The 22,610-nt window shown below is 61.5% G+C and carries 21 protein-coding genes; 9 read left to right on the forward strand and 12 right to left on the reverse strand.

Annotation, left to right across the window (positions count from 1 at the left end; genetic code table 11):
• Window positions 1-58: 58 nt before the first annotated feature.
• Window positions 59-1,087 carry a bile acid:sodium symporter family protein gene (locus PSH57_RS25330; RefSeq protein WP_305386051.1) on the forward strand — a complete coding sequence of 343 codons (1,029 nt, stop codon included), beginning with the start codon at window positions 59-61 and terminating at the stop codon, window positions 1,085-1,087.
• On the opposite strand, the gene PSH57_RS25335 is transcribed toward PSH57_RS25330, so the two are convergent.
• Window positions 1,074-2,351 carry an acetyl-CoA C-acetyltransferase gene (locus tag PSH57_RS25335; RefSeq protein WP_305386052.1) on the reverse strand — a complete coding sequence of 426 codons (1,278 nt, stop codon included), beginning with the start codon at window positions 2,349-2,351 and terminating at the stop codon, window positions 1,074-1,076. The two genes, PSH57_RS25330 and PSH57_RS25335, sit on opposite strands and share 14 nt — an antisense overlap.
• 145 nt (window positions 2,352-2,496) lie before the next feature.
• Between PSH57_RS25335 and PSH57_RS25340 the strand changes: the two genes are divergently transcribed.
• From PSH57_RS25340 to PSH57_RS25350, 3 genes are all read left to right on the forward strand, one after another.
• Window positions 2,497-3,849, forward strand: a complete 1,353-nt coding sequence (locus PSH57_RS25340; protein WP_305386053.1) for a 3-oxoacyl-ACP reductase — start codon at window positions 2,497-2,499, stop codon at window positions 3,847-3,849.
• Between the two features lie 2 nt (window positions 3,850-3,851).
• Window positions 3,852-4,706 carry a MaoC family dehydratase gene (locus PSH57_RS25345; RefSeq protein ID WP_305416204.1) on the forward strand — a complete coding sequence of 285 codons (855 nt, stop codon included), beginning with the start codon at window positions 3,852-3,854 and terminating at the stop codon, window positions 4,704-4,706.
• 251 nt (window positions 4,707-4,957) lie between these two features.
• A complete protein-coding gene (locus PSH57_RS25350; RefSeq protein ID WP_305386055.1) occupies window positions 4,958-5,920 on the forward strand; it encodes an IS110 family transposase in 963 nt (320 codons plus the stop codon).
• A 114-nt stretch (window positions 5,921-6,034) separates the two neighbouring features.
• Here the strand turns inward: PSH57_RS25350 and PSH57_RS25355 are convergent, their stop codons facing one another.
• Genes PSH57_RS25355 through PSH57_RS25370 form a run of 4 tightly spaced genes read right to left on the reverse strand, consistent with a single transcriptional unit; the run spans window position 6,035 to window position 8,307 of the window.
• Window positions 6,035-6,592 (reverse strand): DUF4136 domain-containing protein, encoded by a 558-nt coding sequence (locus tag PSH57_RS25355; RefSeq protein WP_305386056.1) that lies wholly within the window; start codon window positions 6,590-6,592, stop codon window positions 6,035-6,037.
• Between the two features lie 20 nt (window positions 6,593-6,612).
• Complete coding sequence (locus PSH57_RS25360; RefSeq protein WP_305386057.1) at window positions 6,613-7,230, reverse strand: DUF4136 domain-containing protein; 618 nt, start codon at window positions 7,228-7,230, stop codon at window positions 6,613-6,615.
• A gap of 25 nt (window positions 7,231-7,255) precedes the next feature.
• Window positions 7,256-8,005, reverse strand: coding sequence for a methyltransferase (locus PSH57_RS25365; protein ID WP_305386058.1), 750 nt, complete (start codon window positions 8,003-8,005; stop codon window positions 7,256-7,258).
• Window positions 8,002-8,307 carry a MazG-like family protein gene (locus PSH57_RS25370; RefSeq protein ID WP_003186192.1) on the reverse strand — a complete coding sequence of 102 codons (306 nt, stop codon included), beginning with the start codon at window positions 8,305-8,307 and terminating at the stop codon, window positions 8,002-8,004. Before PSH57_RS25370 ends, PSH57_RS25365 begins: the two co-directional genes overlap by 4 nt.
• A 165-nt stretch (window positions 8,308-8,472) precedes the next feature.
• Here PSH57_RS25370 and PSH57_RS25375 point away from each other — a divergent pair, with 165 nt between their 5' ends.
• Together PSH57_RS25375 and PSH57_RS25380 are read left to right on the forward strand one after the other, a co-directional pair.
• The gene (locus PSH57_RS25375; RefSeq protein WP_047227401.1) at window positions 8,473-8,766 is read left to right on the forward strand and encodes a hypothetical protein; all 294 of its coding nucleotides are present in this window, start codon (window positions 8,473-8,475) and stop codon (window positions 8,764-8,766) included.
• 146 nt (window positions 8,767-8,912) lie between these two features.
• Complete coding sequence (locus PSH57_RS25380; protein ID WP_305386059.1) at window positions 8,913-10,259, forward strand: MATE family efflux transporter; 1,347 nt, start codon at window positions 8,913-8,915, stop codon at window positions 10,257-10,259.
• A 7-nt stretch (window positions 10,260-10,266) separates the two neighbouring features.
• Here the strand turns inward: PSH57_RS25380 and PSH57_RS25385 are convergent, their stop codons facing one another.
• The 6 genes from PSH57_RS25385 to PSH57_RS25410 all read right to left on the reverse strand — a co-directional run bounded on the left by PSH57_RS25385 (window position 10,267) and on the right by PSH57_RS25410 (window position 17,081).
• A complete protein-coding gene (locus PSH57_RS25385; RefSeq protein ID WP_305386060.1) occupies window positions 10,267-11,064 on the reverse strand; it encodes a DUF4123 domain-containing protein in 798 nt (265 codons plus the stop codon).
• Window positions 11,061-12,359 carry a type VI secretion system Vgr family protein gene (locus tag PSH57_RS25390; protein ID WP_305386061.1) on the reverse strand — a complete coding sequence of 433 codons (1,299 nt, stop codon included), beginning with the start codon at window positions 12,357-12,359 and terminating at the stop codon, window positions 11,061-11,063. The genes PSH57_RS25385 and PSH57_RS25390 overlap by 4 nt, the downstream gene beginning before the upstream one ends.
• A 413-nt stretch (window positions 12,360-12,772) precedes the next feature.
• The gene (gene speA / locus PSH57_RS25395; RefSeq protein ID WP_305386062.1) at window positions 12,773-14,686 is read right to left on the reverse strand and encodes an arginine decarboxylase; all 1,914 of its coding nucleotides are present in this window, start codon (window positions 14,684-14,686) and stop codon (window positions 12,773-12,775) included.
• 224 nt (window positions 14,687-14,910) lie between these two features.
• Complete coding sequence (locus tag PSH57_RS25400; protein ID WP_256233143.1) at window positions 14,911-15,282, reverse strand: translation initiation factor Sui1; 372 nt, start codon at window positions 15,280-15,282, stop codon at window positions 14,911-14,913.
• 170 nt (window positions 15,283-15,452) lie between these two features.
• Window positions 15,453-16,010, reverse strand: coding sequence for an NUDIX hydrolase (locus PSH57_RS25405; protein ID WP_305386063.1), 558 nt, complete (start codon window positions 16,008-16,010; stop codon window positions 15,453-15,455).
• A gap of 3 nt (window positions 16,011-16,013) precedes the next feature.
• Window positions 16,014-17,081 carry a DUF2333 family protein gene (locus PSH57_RS25410; protein WP_305386064.1) on the reverse strand — a complete coding sequence of 356 codons (1,068 nt, stop codon included), beginning with the start codon at window positions 17,079-17,081 and terminating at the stop codon, window positions 16,014-16,016.
• Window positions 17,082-17,366: 285 nt separating this feature from the next.
• Here PSH57_RS25410 and PSH57_RS25415 point away from each other — a divergent pair, with 285 nt between their 5' ends.
• Window positions 17,367-19,037: a GGDEF domain-containing response regulator gene (locus PSH57_RS25415; RefSeq protein WP_305386065.1), complete on the forward strand. Its 1,671-nt coding sequence runs from the start codon at window positions 17,367-17,369 to the stop codon at window positions 19,035-19,037.
• A gap of 51 nt (window positions 19,038-19,088) precedes the next feature.
• Window positions 19,089-21,035 (forward strand): methyl-accepting chemotaxis protein, encoded by a 1,947-nt coding sequence (locus PSH57_RS25420; RefSeq protein WP_305386066.1) that lies wholly within the window; start codon window positions 19,089-19,091, stop codon window positions 21,033-21,035.
• Window positions 21,036-21,186: 151 nt separating this feature from the next.
• Here the strand turns inward: PSH57_RS25420 and PSH57_RS25425 are convergent, their stop codons facing one another.
• Entirely contained in the window at window positions 21,187-21,645 is a 459-nt protein-coding gene (locus PSH57_RS25425; protein WP_305386067.1) for a GNAT family N-acetyltransferase, read from the reverse strand.
• Window positions 21,646-21,983: 338 nt separating this feature from the next.
• Between PSH57_RS25425 and PSH57_RS25430 the strand changes: the two genes are divergently transcribed.
• Window positions 21,984-22,607 (forward strand): CDP-alcohol phosphatidyltransferase family protein, encoded by a 624-nt coding sequence (locus PSH57_RS25430; protein WP_305386068.1) that lies wholly within the window; start codon window positions 21,984-21,986, stop codon window positions 22,605-22,607.
• The last annotated feature ends 3 nt before the right edge of the window (window positions 22,608-22,610 follow it).

The raw sequence follows: 22,610 nt of genomic DNA on the forward strand, positions 1-22,610 counted from the left end.
ACGGCTGCAAGTGCCGACGTTAGGCTAAGTCGACTTTTCTTACAACTTGCGGTGCCGTATGCACATTTTCAGACACCTCAAACGCTTGGTAACCGACTGGTTCCTGTGCGGCATGCTGCTTGCCACGTTACTGGCGTATCTGTTTCCCAGCTTTGGCGCCACGGGTGGCGCCATGCATGCCGAGTGGGTGGTCAATATCGGCATCTTTGTGGTGTTCTTCCTGCATGGGATAAACCTGTCCGGCGAGCAGATCCGCCACGGTCTGAAAAACATCCGGCTGCACTTGATGGTGCAGGTTTTTACCTTCGGCGTGTTTCCGTTGATCTGGCTGGTCAGCGACTCGCTTCTGGGCCGCCATATGCCATCACTGCTGATGCTGGGGTTCTTTTACCTGTGCGTCTTGCCCTCGACCATTTCCTCCTCGGTGGCCCTGACCGGCAGCGCCGGCGGTAACGTGCCGGCAGCGATTCTCAACGCGAGCCTGTCCAGTGTGCTGGGGATTTTCCTGACACCGCTGCTGGTCAGCTTCGTCGTCGGTAGCGGCGCCGGGGGCATCGACCTGGGTGCAACCTTGCTCGACCTTTGCCTGATGTTGCTGTTGCCGCTGGTGCTTGGGCAGTTGCTGCGGCGCTGGCTGGCCGGTTTTTTCGGGCGGTATAAACGCTACACCAGCATCATCGACAAACTGGTGATCCTGCTGCTGGTCTACGCGGCATTCTGTAATTCGATGGTGTCCGGGATCTGGCAACAACAAGGCAACACCGTGCTGCTCAGTGCATTGCTTGGCAGTGCCGTGTTGCTGGCAATCATTTTGTGGATGACCACCCGCACCGCCCGGGCCTTGCGGTTCAGCAACGCCGATGAGATTGCGGCGGTATTTTGTGCCAGCAAGAAATCCCTGGCGGCCGGGGTGCCGATGGCCGCGTTGATTTTCGGCAACAACCCCGGCCTGGGGCTGATCCTGTTGCCGATCATGATTTATCACCCGTTGCAGTTGATCGTCTGTTCGATCCTCGCCGAACGCTACGCCAACCGCCAGCGGGAACTGATCAATCAACAGCGCGAGGCGCTCCTCAACGTTCGATAATTGCCGTCACACCCTGGCCACCGGCCGCGCAGATGGAAATCAGACCACGGCCCCGCCCCGCCGTATCCAGCAACTTGGCGAGGTTGGCGACGATTCGTCCACCTGTGGCGGCAAACGGGTGCCCGGCGGCCAGGGAGCTGCCCTTCACGTTCAACCGGCTGCGGTCTATGCTGCCCAACGGAGCGTCGAGGCCCAGGCGCGTCTTGCAATAATCCGGGTCTTCCCAGGCTTTGAGCGTGCATAACACTTGAGCGGCGAATGCTTCGTGGATCTCGTAGTAATCAAAGTCCTGCAACGTCAGGCCGTTGCGCGCCAGCAACCGAGGCACGGCGTAGACCGGCGCCATCAGCAACCCTTCTGCCCCGTTGACGAAATCCACCGCTGCTGTTTCGCCGTCGCGCACATACGCCAGGATCGGCAGTCCCCGGGACTTGGCCCACTCTTCGCTGCCCAGCAACACCAGTGAGGCACCATCGGTCAACGGCGTGGAATTGCCCGCCGTCATCGTGCCCTTGGCGCTTTTTTCGAAGGCAGGCTTAAGCGCGGTGAGTTTTTCCAGGGTCAGGTCCGGGCGCAGGTTGTTGTCCCGTGTCAGACCGAGAAACGGTGTCATCAAATCGTTCTGCCAGCCCTCGGCGTAAGACGCGGCCATTTTCTGATGACTCTCCAGGGCCAATTGGTCCTGCTCCCCCCTGGGAATCTGCCAGGTCTGCGCCATCAATTCGCAGTGCTGACCCATGGACAGGCCGGTTCGTGGCTCGCCATTGCGAGGCAGTTCGGGAACGAAGTGCTGGGGACGCAGTTGCAGGAAGGTCTTGATTTTCTCAGCGGTGGTTTTGGCGCGATTGGCTTGCAGCAGGATCCTGCGCAGCCCTTCGTTGACGCCAATCGGCGCATCCGAGGTGGTGTCCACGCCGCCGGCAATGGCACTGTCGATCTGCCCGAGGGCAATCTTGTTGGCCGTCAACAGCACGGTTTCCAGCCCGGTGCCGCAAGCCTGTTGCAGGTCATAGGCCGGCGTGGTGGGCGACAGGCGCGAACCGAGCACGCATTCGCGGGTCAGGTTCAGATCCCGGGAATGCTTGAGCACCGCACCGGCGGCCACCTCACCGATATGCAAACCATGCAAGTTGTAGCGCTCGATCAGCCCCTCGAGCGCGGCGGTCAGCATCGCCTGGTTGCTGGCGGTGGCATAGGGCCCGTTGGAGCGAGCGAAGGGGATGCGGTTACCACCGATGATCGCGACGCGGCGTAGCTGTGTCATGAAGAACTCCCTGTGTATGTCCGGATGCGCCAATGGGCCTGCGGGAACCCGGCTCCCGCACAAGCTTAGGCTTTATCTGGCCGATCGAACGACCGATTGCCAATCATGGTCCACACTTTGAACCTCATCAGCCGGAGTGTGTTCCATGTCAGACCGTTATATCGACTTCGCCAATTCGCCCCTTGGCCTGCGTCTGGTCGGTGCGCTGGGCCTGCCATCGCCGGTACGCCTGGAGCGCTGGCAGGCCGGGCGGCTGCGGCCGATCGAAGGCGCGTTGCTGCTGGGCGGCGGACCGTTGACCGAACAGATCGGCGCATTTGCCAAGCGCCTGACCGATGCGATCTTCATCTACGGAGGCGAACCGACACTGGCCACCGAGTGGATCCCCGGCCACGGTCCGAAAATCAGGGCCGTGGTGTACGACGCCAGTCATCTGACGCAGGCCGATCAGCTCAAGCAACTGCGCGAGTTTTTCCAACCCCTGATGAAGAACCTCGACCACAGCGCCCATGTCGTCATCCTCGGCCGCGCTCCAGAAAGCCTTGACGACCCGTTCGCCGCCAGCACGCAGCGGGCCCTGGAGGGCTTCAGCCGTTCGCTGGCCAAAGAATTGCGCCACGGCGGGACGCTGCAACTGCTGTATGTGGGTGACGGCGCCGAAGCCCAACTGGAAGGTGCGCTACGGTTTTTCCTGTCGCCCAAGAGCGCCTACGTTTCCGGGCAGGTTATTCGCCTCAAGGCCTGCCAGGCCCAGGTCCAGGACTGGACGCGTCCGCTCACGGGCCTCAAGGCCCTGGTCACCGGCGCGGCCCGCGGGATCGGCGCCTCCATCGCCGAAACCCTCTCCCGTGATGGCGCCGACGTGATCCTGCTGGACGTCCCGCAGGCCAAGGCCGACCTCGAAGCCCTGGCTGCGCGCCTTAGCGGGCGCAGCGTGACGCTGGACATCTGTGCGGAAGACGCCGCTACGCAATTGATTGAACACCTGCCCGACGGCGTCGACATCGTGGTACACAACGCCGGCATTACCCGGGACAAGACGCTCGCCAACATGACTCCGGAATTCTGGGACGCGGTGCTGGCGGTCAACCTCAACGCGCCGCAGGTGCTGACCAAGGCCCTGCTCGACAGTGGCACCCTGCGGGACAATGGCCGAGTGATTCTGCTGGCGTCCATCAGCGGCATTGCTGGCAATCGCGGCCAGACTAACTATGCGGCGAGCAAGGCCGGATTGATCGGCCTGGCCCAGGCCTGGGCGCCGGTCCTGCAACCTCGGGGGATCAGCATCAATGCCGTGGCCCCGGGTTTCATCGAAACCCGCATGACCGCCGACATCCCTTTCGCCCTGCGCGAAGCCGGGCGGCGCATGAGTTCCCTGGGCCAGGGCGGCCTGCCACAGGATGTTGCTGAAGCCGTGGCCTGGCTCGCCCAGCCGGGCACGGGCGCCGTTACCGGCCAGACGCTGCGGGTGTGCGGGCAAAGCCTCCTGGGAGCATGACCATGACGATTCAATGGCATGAAGTAAACGCCGCACCCGGTATGTCCGCGCTGTACATGAAAGCCGCGACACGGCGCAAGGTCACCGGAAAAACCTTGCCCGAGGACGGATTGCGCCAAGTGATACAGGTCGATCCGCAACGCCTGGCGGCTTATCGCAAGGTCTGCGGTTTTGCCGAAAACGGGCTGCTGCCGCCGACCTATCCCCACGTGCTGGCGTTTGCCCTACAGATGCAATTGCTCACCGCCCGGGACTTTCCGTTCCCGTTGCTGGGGCTGATCCACCTGAGCAATCGCATCCGCGTACTGCGGCCCATGGGCGGGGTCAGCCAAGTACAGGCCCGCGTCAATGTCCAGAACCTGCAAGCCCATCCCAAGGGTGCGGTGTTCGACCTTGTGACTCGCATCGACGATCAACTGGGGCCGCTGTGGGAGGCCGAGAGCCAGATGCTCTGCAAGGGCGTCCAGCTTGACGGTGCGTTGGTGGAAGAGCCGCTGCAAGAGATCCAGGCATTGACTGAAGTGGCGCACTGGACCGCGCCGGCTGACATTGGCCGGCAATACGCCAAGGTGTCCGGCGATTACAACCCGATCCACCTGAGCGGCCTCAGCGCCCGGCTGTTCGGCTTCCCTACCGCCATCGCCCACGGCCTGTGGAACAAAGCCAGGACCCTGGCGGCGCTGGACGAACACTTGCCCGATGCCAACATCGAGATCGAGGTCACCTTCAAGAAGCCGGTGCGCCTGCCCAGCAAAGTGACACTGCTGGCGAGTGCGGCGGGGTCCAGTGGGGATTTGCGACTGATCGGGTCCGGGGAGTTGGAACATATGGTGGGGAGCTGGCGGCCGGTTGGCTAAGGACCTGCATCTTTGTTGAATGTGATGCCGTCATCGCGAGCAGGCTCGCTTGTATGTTTAGACTTGAAGGGGTGGGCGGGACTAAAAGCTCGATTCCGACTCTAGCCAGTACGGACCGTGGGAGACTTCTCGTCCCGCCCCTTCTACCCAAAGCGCCAATAAGGAATTCATCGGTAAAACCGACAATAGAGGCAAGCCAGCGCAAAGGTAGACCCCGACAAGCACCTAAACCCTAGCTCCGAGGATTCGCTATGACAATCCTTACCTCGCAGACGGTTGTTGGTATTGATATAGCCAAGGCCGAAGTTGTTGTTTATCGCTATGACCTGCAAACCACTGACACCATCAAGAATGACCGAACATCCCTCAAACGCTGGCTTAAAACGTTGCCCGCCCAAAGTGCTCTAGCCGTCGAAGCAACCAACATCTACCACCTGGACACCGTCGAGCTGGCTCATGCGATGGGGCATCAGGTCTATGTCGTGGATGCTTATCGGGTGAGCAATTATCGTCGCGGCATCGGCCAGCGGGCTAAGAACGATCCTTGTGATGCTCGTCTGCTGGCGCGGTATTTAACCAATGAACAGCACGAGTTGCGGCTCTGGAGCCCGCCACCGAAAGCCTACACGACGTTAAAAAGCCTGCTTCATAGGCGTGCGACGCTGGTCAAGAACCATACCGGCCTGATGTTGAGCTGGCACGATGAGCCTCTGTTAAAAAAAACGCTGGCCACTCAGCAAAAGGCGTTCGAACAGGCGATTCAGGCCATTCAGAAGTTGCTACGAAAAGTCAGCAAAGAAGCGGGAATTGAGGCGAATATCGGCCGCTGCAAAGCCATCGAGGGCGTTGGTGAACTGGTCGCTACTGGATTGGCGACGAGTTTCATGCGAGGTGATTTTGCGGACAGCGATGCATTTATCGCGTTTTTGGGGATGGACTTGAGGGTCGATGACTCCGGAAAAAAGAAGGGTCAACGGCACCTCACCAAGAAGGGCGATTCAGAGATACGCCGATTGGCTCATATCGCTGCAATGACAGCACGCCGCTCGCCTAGATGGAAGCCGTTCTACGAGTCATACCTGGCGAGAGGTTTCTCAAAAACCCAGGCATTGGTGGTGCTGGCCCGAAAGTTATGCCGGGTGGCATTTGCTTTGATGAAAAATCAGAGCGAGTACCAGCCGACACCTATGTTGCAGGGTTGCCCTGCAACATAGAATCTCCCACATTGGTTCTTGGGTGTTCATGGGGCCTGCGTCCGGCACAAATCCCTGTGGGAGCGAGCCTGCTCGCGATGGCGGTGGCTCAGTTGGCTTCGATGCTGGATCTGCCTAGCGCGGCGGATAGTTCGCCAGGATCCGCGCAACCGTCTCACGCACCGCGGTGCTGCGATCAGTCGGGTTCGGCGAATGGCTGAGCAGTTGTTCATCACTGCCACGCCACACCAGCTTGCCGTCCTTGCCATCGAGCAGATCAATCTGCACCGTGGCGACCTTGTAGCTGATGTTGCGGGTTTCGTTGTACATCGGCCCGCCCCAATAGCCATTCCAGGGGCCGCCCCAACCGCCGCCATAGTTGGTCGTGACCTGCTGCTGGCGATCCTCGACGATCAGGTAGGTCTGGACCATCACATCCCCTCGCCCGCCAGCCTGGGCCGGGCGCAGTCCGCGCTGGTCGAGTTGATCGGCAACCGCCTGACGGATCCGCTGTTCGGTCAGGTCGCTCTTGATGCGCGGATCATCGGGGCGATATTGCAGCGCCGGCTCTTTCCAGCTCCAACTGCGGTAAGCCGAGAAATCCCGGCTGGTGTCAAAGTCGTGGTTGACCGGGGTACCCGCACAGGCGCCGAGCAACAGGGTGAAAGCCAGTAGAGCGAGACGGCGAAACATGGTTTTTCTCCGTTACGTGATCAACTTGGAGGATAAGCCGACAGGGCTTTTTCCACCGCTTCGCGAATGGCGTCGGTGCGCGCGCTCTGACTGCCGCGCTGGCTGGTCTCGGCGCTGGCGCTCCACACCGGCTGACCATTACGGGCATCGAACAAGTCTACTCGCACCACCACGACCTGCTCCCGATAAGTGCGTACCACCGGCACCGAGTGGTACATGCCATAGCCGGGACCGTAGCGGTCATAACGGTTGTAGCCGCCGTAGTAACCGGAGTCATAGTCGTCGCGAACCTGGCGCACCCGCGTTTCCAGGCGCAGGTCGGCGCTGACGAACAGGTCGGCCGGGCGGTTGTCATGCAAGGGGCGAAGGCCGCGTTGATCCAGAGCATTGCTCACCGCTTCAGCCACTTGGGCCGAGTCCGCCCAAGCGGTGCCCGGTGGCAGTCGCCCGTTGAGCCAGGCCCAACTGCGATAGCGCCCGTAATCACGGGGTGGCGCAGGGTAAGCACTGCGATCAAACACCGTGGCGGCCTCCGGTGGCGCCGGTGGCAGCGGATTAGACGTGGCGACATACGGGTTGCTGCCCTGGCAGGCAGCCAGTCCCAGGCACAACACCAACAACCCTGAACGACCTTTCATTTCGCGCTCCGATTACTCTTTCAGATCAGAGGGGACGGCAAACCCAGTGCAGATAACGCCCCAACCCGGCAAACGCAGGATGGCGACGGTGGGCCAGCTCCATCTCCAGCAACTGCGCAAGCTCCACGCGGCCCTGGAACTCCACCGGCATGTAGTCATGGAAAACCCGCACGCCACTTTGAGTTTCGACCTGCCACAAGCCCTCAAGTTGCGCCGCCAATTCCCGCGGATCAAGGGGTTGTTGCGGGGTCAGGCTCTGTTTTTCCCCGGCCATGTCGTTTTTGCGCAACTTGCGAAAATGCCCCTTGAGCAGGTTGCGATAGACCAGCGCGTCGCGGTTGTAGAACGCCAGGGACAACCAGCCGCCCGGGGCCGTGAGTTGATGCAGCACCGGCAGGATGGCGTGAGGTTCGGCCAGCCACTCCAGCACCGCGTGACACAGCACCAGGTCGTAAGGCTCAGCAAGCTGTTCGAGCAGCGCCTGCCACGGCGCCTGGATGAACGTTGCGCTCTGACCGGCATCGGCAAACCGCTGGCGGGCACCTTCGAGCATGGGCTCGGCGGGCTCGGCGAGGGTCACCTGATGGCCGCGCTCGGCCAGCCACAACGACATGTGGCCCAAGCCGGCGCCTATGTCCAACACGCGCAACGGACGCTCAGGCAAGGCTTCAAGCAGATCGGCCTGCAGCACCGCCAGGCGGATCGCACCTTTGGCCCCGCCGTAGATTTTTTCAGCAAAGCGTGTGGCGAGCTGATCGAAATGACGATCACTCATTGGCCGAACCGCCGCTCACTGTCAGCCAGTTTGCTGCGCACCACGGCGTCCATGTCCAACCCCAGCTCACTGCACAGCAGCAACAGGTACAACACGATGTCACCGACTTCCTGTCCGGCGTGGGCCAGTTTGTCCGCTGGCAACTGGCGCGACTGGTCCTCGGTCAACCACTGGAAAATCTCCACCAGTTCGGCCATTTCCACGCTGGCGGCCATGGCGAGGTTTTTCGGGCTGTGAAATTGCCGCCAATCGTTACGGTCACGAATGGCATGCAGGCGTTCGGTCAGTTCAACAAGGTTCATCGAGGTCTCCTGAATGCGCATAGCTTCGGGGGGATGACGAGGGAAGGCAAGCGTCTCGGTACGAAGCGGCGTTTTGCCCCATAATCGAACGATCTTGGCCTTCAGCCGCTCTTACAACCAGAAGCCCAAGGCTCGATTCCGATCCCCTCTCATCAGGACGTACACATGCAGGTAGAAAGCTTTTTCGAATGGCTCGGCCAGGCGCTCGGTTCGGTGATCCGGTTTATCGTCGACCTGCTCAGCGGCCTGTTCAACACCCTGGCCAATGCCGGCGGCAACTTTGTCGATGGCCTGTCGCGCACACTGGGCATGGACACCTCGATCATCAGCATCATTGCGCTGATCCTCGGGCTGATGCTGCTGTACTCGGCAATCCGCGCGTTCATGCGGGCATCGATCATCCTGGGCATTATCTGGTTGGTGCTGGGGTTGTGGCTGTTGAGCTGGATCATTCACTAGGGCCGAGAGCACTGTGTGGGAGCAAAGCTTGCTCCCACACAGTTTTTTGAGATCGAACGCGGAGCGTCCCTGGAGGCATTCCCACGCGGAGCATGAGAACGATCATGCGAGAACCCGCTACAATCGCGCTCCGTCAAGGAGCTCGCATGTCCAACCTGATCACCGACTGGCGTGACCGTCTTACTCACCGCCGGGTTTGGGCGCTGGCCGCGCCGATGATTCTTTCGAACATCTCCGTGCCGCTGGTGGCGCTGGTGGACAGCACGGTCATCGGCCACCTGCCCCATGCCCACCAGTTAGGCGCGGTGGCAGTCGGGGCGAGCTTGTATACGGTGCTGGCCTGGGCCATGAGTTTCTTGCGCATGGGCTCCACCGGGTTCGCCGCCCAGGCGGCCGGCCGTGGTGATGGGGCGGCGTTGCGGCAGGTGCTGGTGCAAGGTCTGCTGCTGGCGTTGGGGTTGGCGCTGGTGCTGGGGGCGGTCGGCGTACCATTGAGTGGGGTGGCGTTGCATTTCATGCAGCCGTCCGCCGAGCTTGAGCAGTTGACCCGGGACTTTTTCCACACCCGGTTGTTTGGCTTGCCGGCGGCGCTGGCCAGTTATGCGCTGGTAGGTTGGTTTCTCGGCGCACAGAATGCCCGGGCACCGTTGGCGATCCTGCTGGTGACCAACCTGATGAACATCGCCCTGAACCTGTGGTTCGTGATCGGCCTGGAGTGGGGCGTAACCGGCTCGGCCCGGGCGTCGGTGATTGCCGAGTGGACCGGCGCCCTGGTCGGTCTGGTCCTGGCGCGCAACACGCTGCGGGCCTGGCCGGGACAGATCGCCTGGGCGGCGCTGGGCGTGTGGCAAAGCTGGCGCCCGCTGCTGGCGGTGAACCGGGACATTTTCATTCGCAGCCTGGCGCTGCAAGCGGTGTTCTTCCTGATCACGGTGCAAGGCGCGCGCCTGGGGGATGCGACCGTAGCAGCCAACGCCCTGCTACTTAACGGCCTGCTGCTGACGGCCCATGCCCTGGACGGTCTGGCCCATGCCGTCGAAGCGCTGTGCGGTCACGCCATCGGCGCCCGCGACCGCTTGGCCCTGCGTCGCTCGCTGGTCGTGGCCTGCGGTTGGTCACTGATTGCAAGCGTGGGGTTTGCCCTGCTGTTTCTGCTGGCCGGGCACCTGTTCATCGATATGCAGACCGATATCCCCGACGTGCGCGACACCGCTTACCGCTACCTGCCTTACCTGGCAGGACTGCCGTTGATTGCGGTCTGGAGTTATTTGCTCGATGGTTTGTTCATCGGCGCCACCCGCGCCCGGGAAATGCGCAACGGCATGCTGCTGACTCTGTTGCTGGTGTTGCCGTTCGCCTGGGTGCTGCAAGCGCTGGGCAACCACGGGCTGTGGATCACTTTCCTGTTGTTCATGGCATTGCGCAGCTTGACCCTCGGCGCTTTTGCCTGGCACTTGCAGCGGCGCGACGGCTGGCTTGGTGTCCGAACCTGATAACGTTTCAACCTTGATTGTTTTGCCACAGTTGTCGCAGATAATCGAGCCGCTCACGCTGCGAGGCGCCTATCAGTTCCGGCACCGGCCGGGCATGGGGGTATTGCAGGCGCAGCCAGAGCCAGTCGTCGAGCACCGGCCGTTCGGTAAACCCCAGTTTCAATCCTTGCTGCAAGTCGCTCCAGAGCAGGCGGTAATCACGCCCGATGGAGCGGGACCATTGCCAGGCGTGACGCTCCAGCAGGCATTGCTGCAACTGCCGTTGCTGCCGATCGCTGAGGCTGTGTTCGTTCTCCAGCCTCGCCACCGTCAGCCCCGGGTTGGACAGTTGCTGCCAGCCCTGACTGCCAATCGCCCGGTCGGCCCAGGTGCCGCCGAACCAGCGCAACAGGCTGATCGGACCCAGCCAGCAACTGAGCTCCCCCGGATCGCAACCGTCGAAAAAATAGCTGGCGGTGTGCGGGTTGTAGTAGTTCAACAAGGCTTTGTGATGCAGGCCCAACGTCACCGTCAACATACGCCGCAGATGCGCCAGCAATTGCGCAGCCGGCGATGCACTCACCAACAGCAGCCCCGGCCAGGAGCCGGCATCCAGATGACACAGACTGGTCAGCGCTGGCGAATGCTGCAGATCCACCAGCAGCGGACCCTGCTCCCTCAGCTCGTGGAACTCAGTGCCTTCGAACAAGGCAACACTCCGGGTCTCAGCGAACTGTTCTTGCAGACGCCGCGCGGCCGCCGGTGCGCCCGGCACGTCGAGCAGCAGCCATCGAGGCACTGATCCAGACATGTCGGCGGCGCTCATGGCGCAGCGCCCACGCCGAACCGCGTGAGCATGCGACAGGTACACACCATCTGGGCGCAAGGGCTGAAGCGGCCGCCTCCGGGCAACAGGCACAACAAGACCAACGGCTCGGCACTCTGGATCGCTGCCAATAAGACCGGGTCGGCTCCCAGCCCGAGCGTTTCGCTTAAGGAAGGCTCTTGCGAGCGTTCTGCCAATGCGGGTGTGTCGAGGAATGCGCTGATCAACGGCCTGTCCGGATCGCCTTCGATAAAACTCACCAACACCTCGGTGCCGTCACGAATGACTCCAGGCCCGCAGGCAGCCAGCTCGGGCGCCAATGGCAGCCAACAGTGACTCGGGTTGGCCCCTTCCCCTTGATAGGTCCAGTCGAACTGCACCGCCACTCGCCCGGCCATCTGCACCGCCGGCTCATCCACCACCCAGCCCCGCTGCCGGCTCAGCATGCGCGGCTTTGCAGGAACCCCGGTTGCCACGAACGGCAACCCCCAAGAGATGGCGTAAAAGTGGTTGCCATAAACACCGGCCTGGCCGCGATGCTCAACCTTCGTCAACAGCCAGCGCTGGTTCCAGCCGTCAAAAGGATGGGCCGTCAGCGACAGTACACGGCCACAATGCAGGTGCGTCAGATCGCTGCGACCCCGGGTAACTTGCTCCCCCGACGCATCGGCTTGAACGCTGAAGGCTCGCACCGCCGGAGTCTGCCCTTCAGCCTCGTACGCTGCCTGGCCTGCGGGCGGAAAACTGCCCGCACTGTCGGCGAAAACCAGGCAATGCCCGTCCCGCGCTTGCTCGAAATGGAAGTGGATGCCTGCCTGGAAGCACACCCGCTGGAGAAACTGCAGGTCCGATTCCCGATACTGGGTACAGAAATCCTGCGGCGGATAATCACCGCTCAAGTCCAGGCACACATGGCGCCCGGCAATGCCATGAGCCTTGAGTACCTGGCGGATGATCTGCGGCACCGAGCGTGCACTGAATACCCGTTGAGTGAAGCGCTGCGCCAGGCAAGCCAGCTTCGGCCCGATGCGCACCCGACAGCCAGCGCCATGACGACGCTGTACCAGTTCGTGAAGCTGCCCATGGATACCTCGCCCCGAAGCCCCGAAACTCAACCAGACGCTGCGGTACAGCAGGCCAGCCAGGTCCAGGGACGTGTCGCCGATCAACAGCTCCACTTCAAAGACGAAGGGTTCGCTGATGGCTTCGCTGCCCGTGAAGGCCACGACAACAAAGGATTCGGGCAGACCGGCTATCTCCAGACGAAATGACGGCTCGCTGGCTGGATCGGACATCGGCGTTTCTCTACAGGAGGGGCGGCCGTGGATTCTCGCTGAGAGCCATGGCCGAGTAGAGAGCCCAAGTACAAGTTAGGAAAGGGACTACATGAAATAAGGACAGCACCGGTTAAATGAACCGATGTGCGGAAATAGCAACCAGTAAAAATAAAAACGCCCTTCGGGACTATCCGAAAAAACCCGCAACACGCGATGTATTTTCTGACAGTCCCGGAGGGCGATGCCGATCAGTCAAGTGGTCGAGCCAGATGCGATCTTTTATCCCTGCCGTGGCAGCAAAGCTTGCTCGCGATTTTTATCCCTGCTGTGGGAGCAAAGCTTGCTCGCGATACAGGCACCTCGATCTCTGACAGACCGCATCGCCTTCATCGCGGGCAAGCCTTGCCCCACAGCAAGCGCTCATCAGCCCATCAGGAAGACAGGTAGGACGAACGCGTCAGCCCCAGGCGCAGGGCATCCAGGAACTGGGTGCGCTCGGCGGCACTGATACGGGCGCTGGCGCATTTGTCGCGGTAGTGGGTCATCAACTCCTCCGGCGACAGGTGCACGTAGCGCAGCATGTCTTCGATGGTGTCGTGGGTTTCGATGCCGGCGTGGTACACGCTGCCGTCGGCATTCTGGTAGATGTTCACCGAGTCGGTGTCACCGAACAGGTTGTGCATGTCGCCGAGGATTTCCTGGTAGGCGCCAACCAGGAAAATGCCCAACAGGTAGTCTTCGCCCGGGTTGAGGGAATGCACCGGCAGGCTGGTTTCGATGCTCTGCTCGTCAACGTACTGCTTGATCTTGCCGTCGGAGTCGCAGGTCAGGTCTTGCAACACGGCGCGGCGCAGCGGCTCTTCATCGAGACGATGCAGCGGCAGGATCGGCAACACCTGACCGATGGCCCAGGTGTCAGGCAGGCTCTGGAACACCGAGAAGTTGCAGATGTACTTGTCGGCGAGCTTGTCGTTGAGTTCATCCAGCACCTGGCGATGGGAACGCTGGCGCGCCTTCAACGAGTTATGCAGGCGACGGCACACGGCGAAGTAGCACTGCTCGGCCAGGGCTTTTTCCGCCAGGGTCAGCTTGCCGTCGGCGTACTGGGCGGCCACGTCGCTCATGTAGTGAGTGGCGCGCCAGTAGGTCTCGGTGACCATCTCGATATCGGTCGGGCCCAGCAGGTCAACCAGCCATTGCACGGTCTCCGGCAGGCTTTCCTTGTTTTCGATCACCGGCACGTCGTCGTGGTGTTTCTCGACGTCGGTCACCTGCACCACCAGCATCGCGTGGTGGGCGGTCAAGGAGCGACCACTTTCCGAGAAGATGTGCGGATGCGGCAGGCTCTGGGCATCGCAGAACTCCTTGAGCATACCGACCACGACACCGGCGTAATCGTCCATGTCGTAGTTGATCGAACTGGCATTGCGCGAGTGCGTACCGTCGTAGTCCACGCCCAGGCCACCGCCAACATCGATGTGATCCACCGGCAGGCCGAGGTTGCGCAGCTCACCGTAGTAGCGGATCGCTTCCTTGAAACCATGCTGGTAGTCCGCCAGGTTGGCGATCTGCGACCCCATGTGGAAATGCAGCAGGCGGATGCCCTGATCCAGGCCGGCAGCGCGGAAGCGCTCGACCACCGACAGTAGCTGCGCGGCAGACAAGCCGAACTTGGACTTTTCGCCACCGGTATCGGCCCACTTGCTCGACGCCAGGGACGACAGGCGCACCCGCAGGCCGACCTGTGGCTTGACCTTGAGCGCCGCGGCTTCTTCGATCACCAGGCCGACTTCGGATTCTTTCTCGATCACGATGAAGACGTTATGGCCCAGTTTCTGGCCCATCAGCGCCAGGCGAATGAACTCACGGTCCTTGTAACCGTTGCAAACGATGGTCCCGCCCTTGGGCGCCAGGGCCAGCACCGCCAGCAGCTCGGGCTTGGAGCCGGCCTCAAGACCGATGGAAACGTTCTGGGTGGCGATGATGTTTTCGATCACCGCTTCCTGCTGGTTGACCTTGATCGGATAAAGCGCGGTGTACTGGCTCTGGTATTCCAGGCGCGCGATGTTGCTGTCGAACGCACCGGTGAGCTGGCGCACGCGGTCTTGCAGGATGTCGGGGAAACGCACCAGCAAGGGCAGCGACAGGCCGCTCTGACGCAACTGGTCGACTTGCTCGAACAGGTCGATAGGCGAACTGCCTGGACCGTTCGGGCGGACTTCGACGCGACCGGCGTCATTGATCGCGAAATACCCGGCCCCCCAATGGCGAATCCCGTAAACACTGCGGCTGTCCGCAACTGTCCATTGGCTGCCATCGTCTTTGCGTGTGCGTCGTACGGACATCGAAGTCCCCTATAAAAGAAGTCAAAATGCACCATCCGGTAGGAGGCTGGCGCAGTCTAAAGAATGGAAATGACGATTTGCCTGTAAGCAAGGTAGACCCTGCTCGCAGCGCTGAGTTTAGAAACCCGTTCAGAACAGGCTCTGTGAAAACCATGTGGGCGACGTCGAACCGTGCTCTGTAGAAGGGGTTCGAATCAAGCCGAGGGTGGTTTTCACAGAGGCTGCTAGCCGCCGGACTTTTTCGCCTTGAAACCGTGTCTGGTCAGTTCCGCCAGCAACAGCTCGACGTGATCGCCCTGGATCTCGATGATGCCGTCTTTCAACGCGCCACCGGTGCCACAGCGTTTCTTCAACGTGGTGGCCAGTTCCTTGAGCGCGTCCTCGGCCAACGGCACGCCGGTGATTGTGGTCACCGTCTTGCCGCCGCGGCCTTTGCTTTCACGGCGCACGCGGGCGATACCGTCACCGGCAGGGATGGCGGTCTGTTTGCAGATGCAGGCATCCACCGGCTGGCGGCAATCAGGGCAATGACGACCGGCGTCGGTAGAAAATACCAGGCCGCCCAAGGCGGCGAAGGATGCGGCTTTTTTGGCCACCGGCAATCCTCTTGGGAGGACAAAGACTGGTCGGGCAGAGAAAGTGCCCCGACCGCGAAGCCCCACTCAGGCAGGGGCAGCGCTACTGGACCGCAGACAGCGGTTCAGCTTGAAAAGTCGCGCAGTGTAACGGCAAAAAGCCGACTTGCTAAGGGCCAATCGGCGCCAATTTAGCGCTTCTTTGCGACATCCCCGCGATGGGCTCGCAAATAGCGTTCGAGCGCCGCCAGAGAGTCCGGGCAGTAAGGCTTGCGCTGGATTTCATCGAGCACTTGGGCCACAGGCAGGAAACGCGCCTCGAGCACCTCTTCAGGTTGCAGGACCAACGGCCCGTCCCACACCGCCGAGAACGCCGAGCACCACAGGCGACTGCCGCTGTCTTCGAAATAAAAATGGTCATGGGCCGTCAGTTCGACCCCGCTCACACCCAGCTCTTCCGCCAGCTCTCGAGCCGCCGACTCGGCGTAAGTCTCGTTAGCCTGGACCATACCGCCTGCCGCCACGTCCCAGAAGCCCGGATAGATCGCCTTGCTCAGGGTCCGCCGATGAACGCACAACTCACCGGCCGAGTTGAACAGCATGATGTAGGAGCCGCGTCCGATCAGGCCGCGCTCGCGCAGGTCCGAGCGCACCAGGCTGCCAAGCAGGTTGTCGTCTGTATCGACCCAAGCAATAAGCTCGGCATCCGAGGCCACTCGATGAGCGACCTCCCGGGGGCTTTCGTCCATCTGTCAGCCCTGGTTCAGCAATTGCCGCAAGTCGATCACCGCCGCATTGGCGCGTGAGATGTAGTTAGCCATCACCAGCGAATGGTTCGCCAATACACCGAAGCCGCTGCCATTGAGGATCATCGGGCTCCAGACCGGCTCCTGGGAGGCTTCGAGTTCACGAATGATCTGTCGTACGCTGACCGTGGCGTTTTTCTTTGCCAGCACATCGGCGAAATCCACTTCAATTGCGCGCAGCAAATGCGACAGCGCCCAGGCCTGGCCACGAGCTTCGTAGAACACGTTGTCGATCTGCATCCACGGAGTTTCGACCACCTCTTCGTCCACTTGCGGTACCTGGCCCGGGACCGGGACTTCGGTTTTCAGCGAGGTGTTGAGCTTGACCCGACCCACACTGGCCGAAAGGCGCTGGGACAACGAACCCAGACGAGTGCCGACATCGCCCAGCCAGTTGTTCAGGTTATCGGCGCGGGCGTAGAACAGCGCGCTTTTCTGGTTTGGGTCGGACAGGCGCGCCTGATAGCGACTCAGCAGAGTGATGCCTTCCTGGTACTCCGATTCACTGGAGGGCAGCACCCAGCTGCGGTTATCGAAGTTGAAACGCGGCTCGGCCTTGGCCAGGTCGGCGTCCTCGGCGGACTGGGACTGGGACCGGGCGAAGTCCTTGCGCAAGGCGCGGCTCAGGTCGCGCACCTGCACCAGCACGCCATATTCCCAGCTCGGCATGTTGTCCATCCACAGGCCCGGCGGGAAACGGTCGTTGGAAATGTAGCCGCCTGGCTTCGTCAGCAGGGTTTCGGCCACGGTCTTGAGGGTCTCGACGGTGGTGTAGCCGAGCACCATTTGCCGGCCATCCTTCTCCGCGGCGGCCTGGGCGTTCTGCTGCACGGGGAACAGCGCGGGCTCCTGGCTCCAGTACCAGCCGACGGCAATGGTCACCAGCAAGTACAGGCCGACCAGGGTGGCCAGTGCCCGGCTGAAAAAAAGCCCACCCAGGTAGCTGCGGGGGGCCGATTTCGGCTCGGCGGCACGTTCAGGCGCGCTGCCCGCGCGGTTTTTCCAGTCCAGCATGGCGATGTCCCTTCAATCACTTGAGTTCACGGTTCGACCACAACCCTACGCCATCGTGCCTGATTTGAAACGCGATAATGCGGCGCAAATCATGCCGGCCACGACAGGGCAATCGAACGGCCACTATAAAGGAACCGCTGCCGCCAGCCTACGAGACTGACCGGTCACAAACTGAATACCCGAACAAGACAGATTATTGACGTATGACACTCATGCAAATGAAAAGAGGTGCTAGCATAGAGCCACCAGTCGATCTCAGCATGCACCCTAACTAGTAGTCAGGATATGACCGAGCCAGAAGACCCCAGCCGTGAGCGCCTCAAGCACCACTTTGCCCAGCGGGTAATTCACCAGGCTCGTCAGATCCTGGAGATTTGGCAGCGCCTGCAACGCAGTGAATGGTCAGGCGTCGACCTCTCGGAGCTCAGCGAAGCCAACCTGCGCCTGCTGCGCTTTGCCGAGCGCTTCGAGCAACCGGAGCATTGCCAGCTCGCCCAGGGCATCAGTCAATCGCTGCAAGCGGTGGAAGCCAATCGCGGGCGTCTGAGCAGTCACCTGATCACTGAAATCAATCGACTGATGCAACGCCTGTCCCGCACCGGCCTGCGCCATGGCGACCAACTCGAACAAACCTTTCTGCCGCCACTGCGCAAACCCATCTATGTGATGTTGCAGGACCATGACCGCGCCGAGCGGCTGGCCAAGCAGTTGGAGTTCTTCGGCCTCAGTGCCCAGGCGCTCGACAGCGTGGCGGCGTTTCGGGCCTCGATGGTCGAGCGCCTGCCGGCCGCGATAGTGATGGATGTGGACTTCAGCGGTCCCGGCATCGGCCTGAAACTGGCCGCCGAAGCCCAGGAAGGCCTGGAGCAGCCGCTGCCCTTGCTGTTCTTCAGCCTGCTGGAAACCGACACCCCGACACGCCTGGCCGCCGTGCGCGCCGGCGGGCAGGAGTTCCTCACCGGTACCCTGGAAGCATCGAGCCTGCTGGAAAAGATCGAAGTGCTGACCTGCGTTGCCCAGTACGAACCGTACAAGGTATTGATCATCGATGATTCCCGTGCCCAGGCCTTGCATACCGAGCGCCTGCTCAACAGCGCCGGTATCGTCACCCGCACGCTGATCGAACCGATCCAGGCCATGGCCGAGCTGGCGGATTTCCAGCCCGACCTGATCATCCTCGACATGTACATGCCCGCCTGCACCGGCACGGAACTGGCGAAGGTGATCCGCCACAATGACCGCTACGTCAGCGTGCCGATCATTTACCTGTCCGCCGAAGACGACCTGGACAAACAGCTCGACGCCATGAGCGAGGGCGGCGACGACTTCCTGACCAAACCGATCAAACCCCGGCACCTGATCACCACCGTGCGCAACCGCGCGGCCCGGGCCCGCAACCTCAAGGCACGGATGGTCCGCGATAGCCTCACCGGACTTTACAACCACACCCATATCCTGCAATTGCTCGAAGACTGCTGCTTCCGCGCTCGCCGCGAGAGCAAACCGCTAAGCTTTGCCATGCTGGACATCGACCATTTCAAACGGGTCAACGACAGCCATGGCCACCCGATGGGCGACCGGGTGATCAAGAGTTTGGCGCTGTTTCTCAAGCAGCGGCTGCGCAAGACCGACTTCATTGGCCGTTATGGCGGTGAAGAGTTCGCCATCGTCATGCCGGACACGGACATCGATGCGGCCTATAAGGTCCTGGATGAAATCCGCCAGCGGTTTGCCGAAATTCACTACCCGGCGCAGCCCCAGGACCTGTGGTGCACCTTCAGCGCCGGTGTGGTGCAAATGAGCGAAGAGTCCGACAGCCTGATGATGGCCAGCCAGGCAGACGAAGCGCTGTATCGCGCCAAGCATGCAGGACGCAACCGGGTGCAATGCGCGCGGCAATCAAAGCAAAGTGCCACCTTTTCATCGGAATCGACCGATTCAGTCATAAACCTGTAACCCAAACGCAATAACTTCAGGCACTTACGATTCTGCCCTTGGTAGACCTTGATGCGCCTGAAGCTGCTGACCAATCTCAATACCCTTCTTTTAGTTGCCGTGTGCCTTGGCCTGGCTTCCACCCTGTGGTGGTCGCAGATCGCCCTGGAGCGCCCCTACCTGTTGATGGAGCGCTACCTGAGCCTGTCGCGGCAATTCCAGGGCGAGGTGGCGCGCAACATCGAAGATTACTTGGCCAGCGGTGACGCCTTGCGCCTCAGCGCAGCGACCCAGTCCCTTGATACCTTGCAAAAGGAACTGGACCAATTTCCTCCCGAACTGGCCAAGAGCTTGCGCCCAAGCCTGTCCAACCTCGACGGCTTCAGCAAGACCGATCTGCTGGCCGCCGGTAAGCTGGCCGGCGATCCGCAAGCCCTGCTGTTACAGGCCGAACGGGAGCTGAGCGCAAGCCTGGACCGCCTCGCGCAATACGCCAATGGCGCCCCGGCCTACCTGCCGCCGTTGTTCGCGGCTTCGCAACATCTGGGCCGGCTGTCCCTGGCCCGGGACAAACTGGTCAGCAGCGGACGCAGCGAATTGGCCGCCGATGTCGAACGGGAACTGCAGAGCATCCGTACGCAGGCCGAGAGCCTCGACAGCCTGCCACTGCTGGGCGTAACAGCCAGCAACGAATCGCAGGGCGATGATTTCGCCGCGCTGATGGGCTTGCAGACCCAGGAAGAGACCGTCGCCGAAGACGCCGGCATCGCCCTCAAGCGCGAACTCAACAGCCTGCTCGGCCGCTACCCCGCCGAACTGGGGCGCACTCGCGCACTGATCCAGAAGCGCACAGAACTGAGCAGCGCCACGCACTTGAAAATCGCCGATGTGCAACAGGCCATTGATGCCATGGAGTCGGCGGTTCGCGCCCAACATGGCCAGATCCAGGGCGAAGTTCGGCTGATTCAGGGCTTGATGATCGGCCTGATCCTGTTGATCGCACTGCTCATCGACACCTTGCAGCGACGCCTGGCCCGGACCTTGACGAATCTGGCACCCGCCCTGTCGACTTGGGCCGAAGGAGATTTCAGCCGCGACATCCATGTGGGTGCCAGCAACCGCGAATTACAGGATATCCAGGCCTCGCTCAATCGCTTGCGGGCGTACCTGGTGGATCTGGTAGGCACCATTCGCCTGAACGCCGAACAGGTCGCCGGCAGCAGCCGGGCACTGGCCGAGCTAAGCGGCGAGCTGCACAGTGGCGCCGAACACCAGGCCGGTGACACAGCGCTGATCCGCGACTCCCTCAGCGAACTGGAAGCGACCATCCAGCAGGTGGCCGGCGACGCCAGCCAGGCCGCCGACGCCAGCCGCAGCGCCGGGCATGCCGTGGAACAAGGGCAGAAAGTCATCGGCCTGAGCCTCACCGGCCTGCACGCGCTGGTGGGCGAAGTGCAAGGCAACGCGCAAATGATCGAACAACTGGCCGAGGAGTCGGCCACCATCGGCGGCGTGCTGACGGTAATTCGCTCGATCGCCGATCAGACCAACCTGCTGGCCCTCAACGCCGCCATCGAAGCCGCCCGTGCCGGGGACATGGGCCGAGGCTTTGCGGTGGTGGCCGAGGAAGTCCGCTCCCTGGCCCAACGCACGGCGGGCGCCACAGCCGAGATCCAGGAACTGATCGCCCGCCTGCAAGCGGCTGCGCGTCAGTCAGTGGACGGCATGCGCGCTCAGGTGGAACACGCCGAAGCCACCGCCAACCAGGCGCAAGCGGCCGACGGTGCGCTGGATAAAATCGTCGGAGCCATCCAGACCATTTCCGAAACCGCAGTGCGCATCGCCGACGTCACCGCCCAACAAAGCGGCGCCGTCAGCGAAATCCGCGATCACAGTGAGCGGATTCATCAGTTGGGTGGGGATAACCTGCTGCGCATCGGTGAGGGACGGGAACAGGGTGACAACCTGCTGGTGCTCGGTGGGCGGTTGCATACGGCGGTGCAGGCGTTTCGGGTTTAAGCACCACAGATCTATTGTGCGGGCTTGCTCGCGAAAGCGGTGGGTCAAGTTTGCATTGATGTTGAATGTGCCGCCGTCTTCGCGAGCAAGCCCGCTCCCACAGTGGCTTTCGAGGTATTCCTGAGACTTGGCGTACGAACTGCGCCGATGACTATAACCGCCGCGACATCAGCCATTGCTCTTTCCCCCAAGCCTCAAAGCGCTCCAGCACGTCCCAGCCAAGCCCGGCGTAATAATCACTCTGGCTGTGGGTGTGCAAGTACAAGGTGGTGAGTCCCGTTTCTCTGGCATGGTTGCAGATGCCTTCGATCAGTTGCGCGGCAAGGCCTCTGCGGCGGGCGGTTGGGGTGATGAAGACGCATGCCAGCCATGGGCCAAGTTCTGGTCGGTCGGGCAGGTCGTCGCTAGCAAGAGAGGCGCCGCCCAGCAGTTGGTTTTGTTCTGTGGCGATCAGGCATTTCCAGTGACCATTGCGTTGGCCCGCAGCAAACTCTTGCTGCCAACTGGTGAGGGATTGCTGGGCAAATTCATAACTGAACTCTCGATGAAGCCATCCGGCCATCTGGTCGCATTTGTCCATGTGGTTTTCGAGCCAATCCATTTGCGGCACTTGGAGTACTCCTTATTTTTTTTGGACGGCAGGCTGTTGATCTGTTTGGCTGATGAACTGCTATCGCGAGCAAGCTTTGCTCCCACAGAGGCTTGTGGCGGGCATAGGTTCGGTGGGAGCGGGCTTGCTCGCGAAGGCGGTGGTCAGTCAATATCAATGGTGGCTGATTACCGCATTCGCGAGCAAGCCCGCTCCCACAAGCGGTATTTCATTCACAGGGAGATTTCGTTGCCAGATGCCTACCTGCGCGCATTCTCGAGAATTACCCTCCAGCAAACCTGCAGGCTGTCGTAATCTCGCACTGAACACGCCCCGTAACCGGCCGAGATTTCCTTCCCATGCCCTCCATCTACCAGCTCAAACCCGCCTTCCAGAACCTGCTGCGCCCCATGGTCCAGCGCCTCTACGACAAGGGCATCACCGCCAATCAGGTCACCCTGCTCGCCGGCATTGTCTCTGTGCTGGTGGGGGCCGTGGTTGCGTGGTTCGCCAATCATCCGGGGGTGTTTATCCTGGTGCCGATCTGGATGCTCCTGCGCATGGCGTTGAATGCGGTGGATGGCATGCTGGCGCGGGAGTTCGGGCAGCAATCGCATCTGGGCGCCTACCTCAATGAGCTATGCGATATCATCGCCGACGCTGCCCTGATCCTGCCTTTTGCCTTGTTTGCCGATGCCAGTCTGTTGCTGGTGTTGTTGGTCACGCTGTTGGCGCTGTTCAGCGAATACGCTGGTGTGCTGGGGGCGATGGTCGGGGCTTCGCGGCGCTATGACGGGCCGATGGGCAAGAGTGATCGCGCCTTTGTGTTGGGCCTGTTGGCGACCGGGATTGCCCTGGGTTGGCTCGGGACGCTCTGGGTTGATGGTGTGATGGCGGTGGTGGCCGCCCTGCTGGTTTATACCTTGGTCAATCGGGTGCGTCATGGCCTGAATCACGTGACGGAAAACGCTCCCTCAGCATAAGGA

The sequence above is a fragment of the Pseudomonas hefeiensis genome, assembly GCF_030687835.1.
GTDB classification, from domain to species: domain Bacteria; phylum Pseudomonadota; class Gammaproteobacteria; order Pseudomonadales; family Pseudomonadaceae; genus Aquipseudomonas; species Aquipseudomonas hefeiensis.

Coding starts and splice junctions, on each gene's coding strand:
- PSH57_RS25405 (WP_305386063.1), bottom strand. CDS start 16,010: ATGGACGAAAGCCCCCGGGAGGTCGCTCATCGAGTGGCCTCGGATGCC.
- PSH57_RS25410 (WP_305386064.1), bottom strand. CDS start 17,081: ATGCTGGACTGGAAAAACCGCGCGGGCAGCGCGCCTGAACGTGCCGCC.
- PSH57_RS25355 (WP_305386056.1), bottom strand. CDS start 6,592: ATGTTTCGCCGTCTCGCTCTACTGGCTTTCACCCTGTTGCTCGGCGCC.
- PSH57_RS25430 (WP_305386068.1), top strand. CDS start 21,984: ATGCCCTCCATCTACCAGCTCAAACCCGCCTTCCAGAACCTGCTGCGC.
- PSH57_RS25340 (WP_305386053.1), top strand. CDS start 2,497: ATGTCAGACCGTTATATCGACTTCGCCAATTCGCCCCTTGGCCTGCGT.
- PSH57_RS25335 (WP_305386052.1), bottom strand. CDS start 2,351: ATGACACAGCTACGCCGCGTCGCGATCATCGGTGGTAACCGCATCCCC.
- PSH57_RS25385 (WP_305386060.1), bottom strand. CDS start 11,064: ATGAGCGCCGCCGACATGTCTGGATCAGTGCCTCGATGGCTGCTGCTC.
- PSH57_RS25350 (WP_305386055.1), top strand. CDS start 4,958: ATGACAATCCTTACCTCGCAGACGGTTGTTGGTATTGATATAGCCAAG.
- PSH57_RS25375 (WP_047227401.1), top strand. CDS start 8,473: ATGCAGGTAGAAAGCTTTTTCGAATGGCTCGGCCAGGCGCTCGGTTCG.
- PSH57_RS25365 (WP_305386058.1), bottom strand. CDS start 8,005: ATGAGTGATCGTCATTTCGATCAGCTCGCCACACGCTTTGCTGAAAAA.
- PSH57_RS25360 (WP_305386057.1), bottom strand. CDS start 7,230: ATGAAAGGTCGTTCAGGGTTGTTGGTGTTGTGCCTGGGACTGGCTGCC.
- PSH57_RS25345 (WP_305416204.1), top strand. CDS start 3,852: ATGACGATTCAATGGCATGAAGTAAACGCCGCACCCGGTATGTCCGCG.
- PSH57_RS25390 (WP_305386061.1), bottom strand. CDS start 12,359: ATGTCCGATCCAGCCAGCGAGCCGTCATTTCGTCTGGAGATAGCCGGT.
- PSH57_RS25420 (WP_305386066.1), top strand. CDS start 19,089: ATGCGCCTGAAGCTGCTGACCAATCTCAATACCCTTCTTTTAGTTGCC.
- PSH57_RS25380 (WP_305386059.1), top strand. CDS start 8,913: ATGTCCAACCTGATCACCGACTGGCGTGACCGTCTTACTCACCGCCGG.
- PSH57_RS25370 (WP_003186192.1), bottom strand. CDS start 8,307: ATGAACCTTGTTGAACTGACCGAACGCCTGCATGCCATTCGTGACCGT.
- PSH57_RS25415 (WP_305386065.1), top strand. CDS start 17,367: ATGACCGAGCCAGAAGACCCCAGCCGTGAGCGCCTCAAGCACCACTTT.
- PSH57_RS25330 (WP_305386051.1), top strand. CDS start 59: ATGCACATTTTCAGACACCTCAAACGCTTGGTAACCGACTGGTTCCTG.
- speA (WP_305386062.1), bottom strand. CDS start 14,686: ATGTCCGTACGACGCACACGCAAAGACGATGGCAGCCAATGGACAGTT.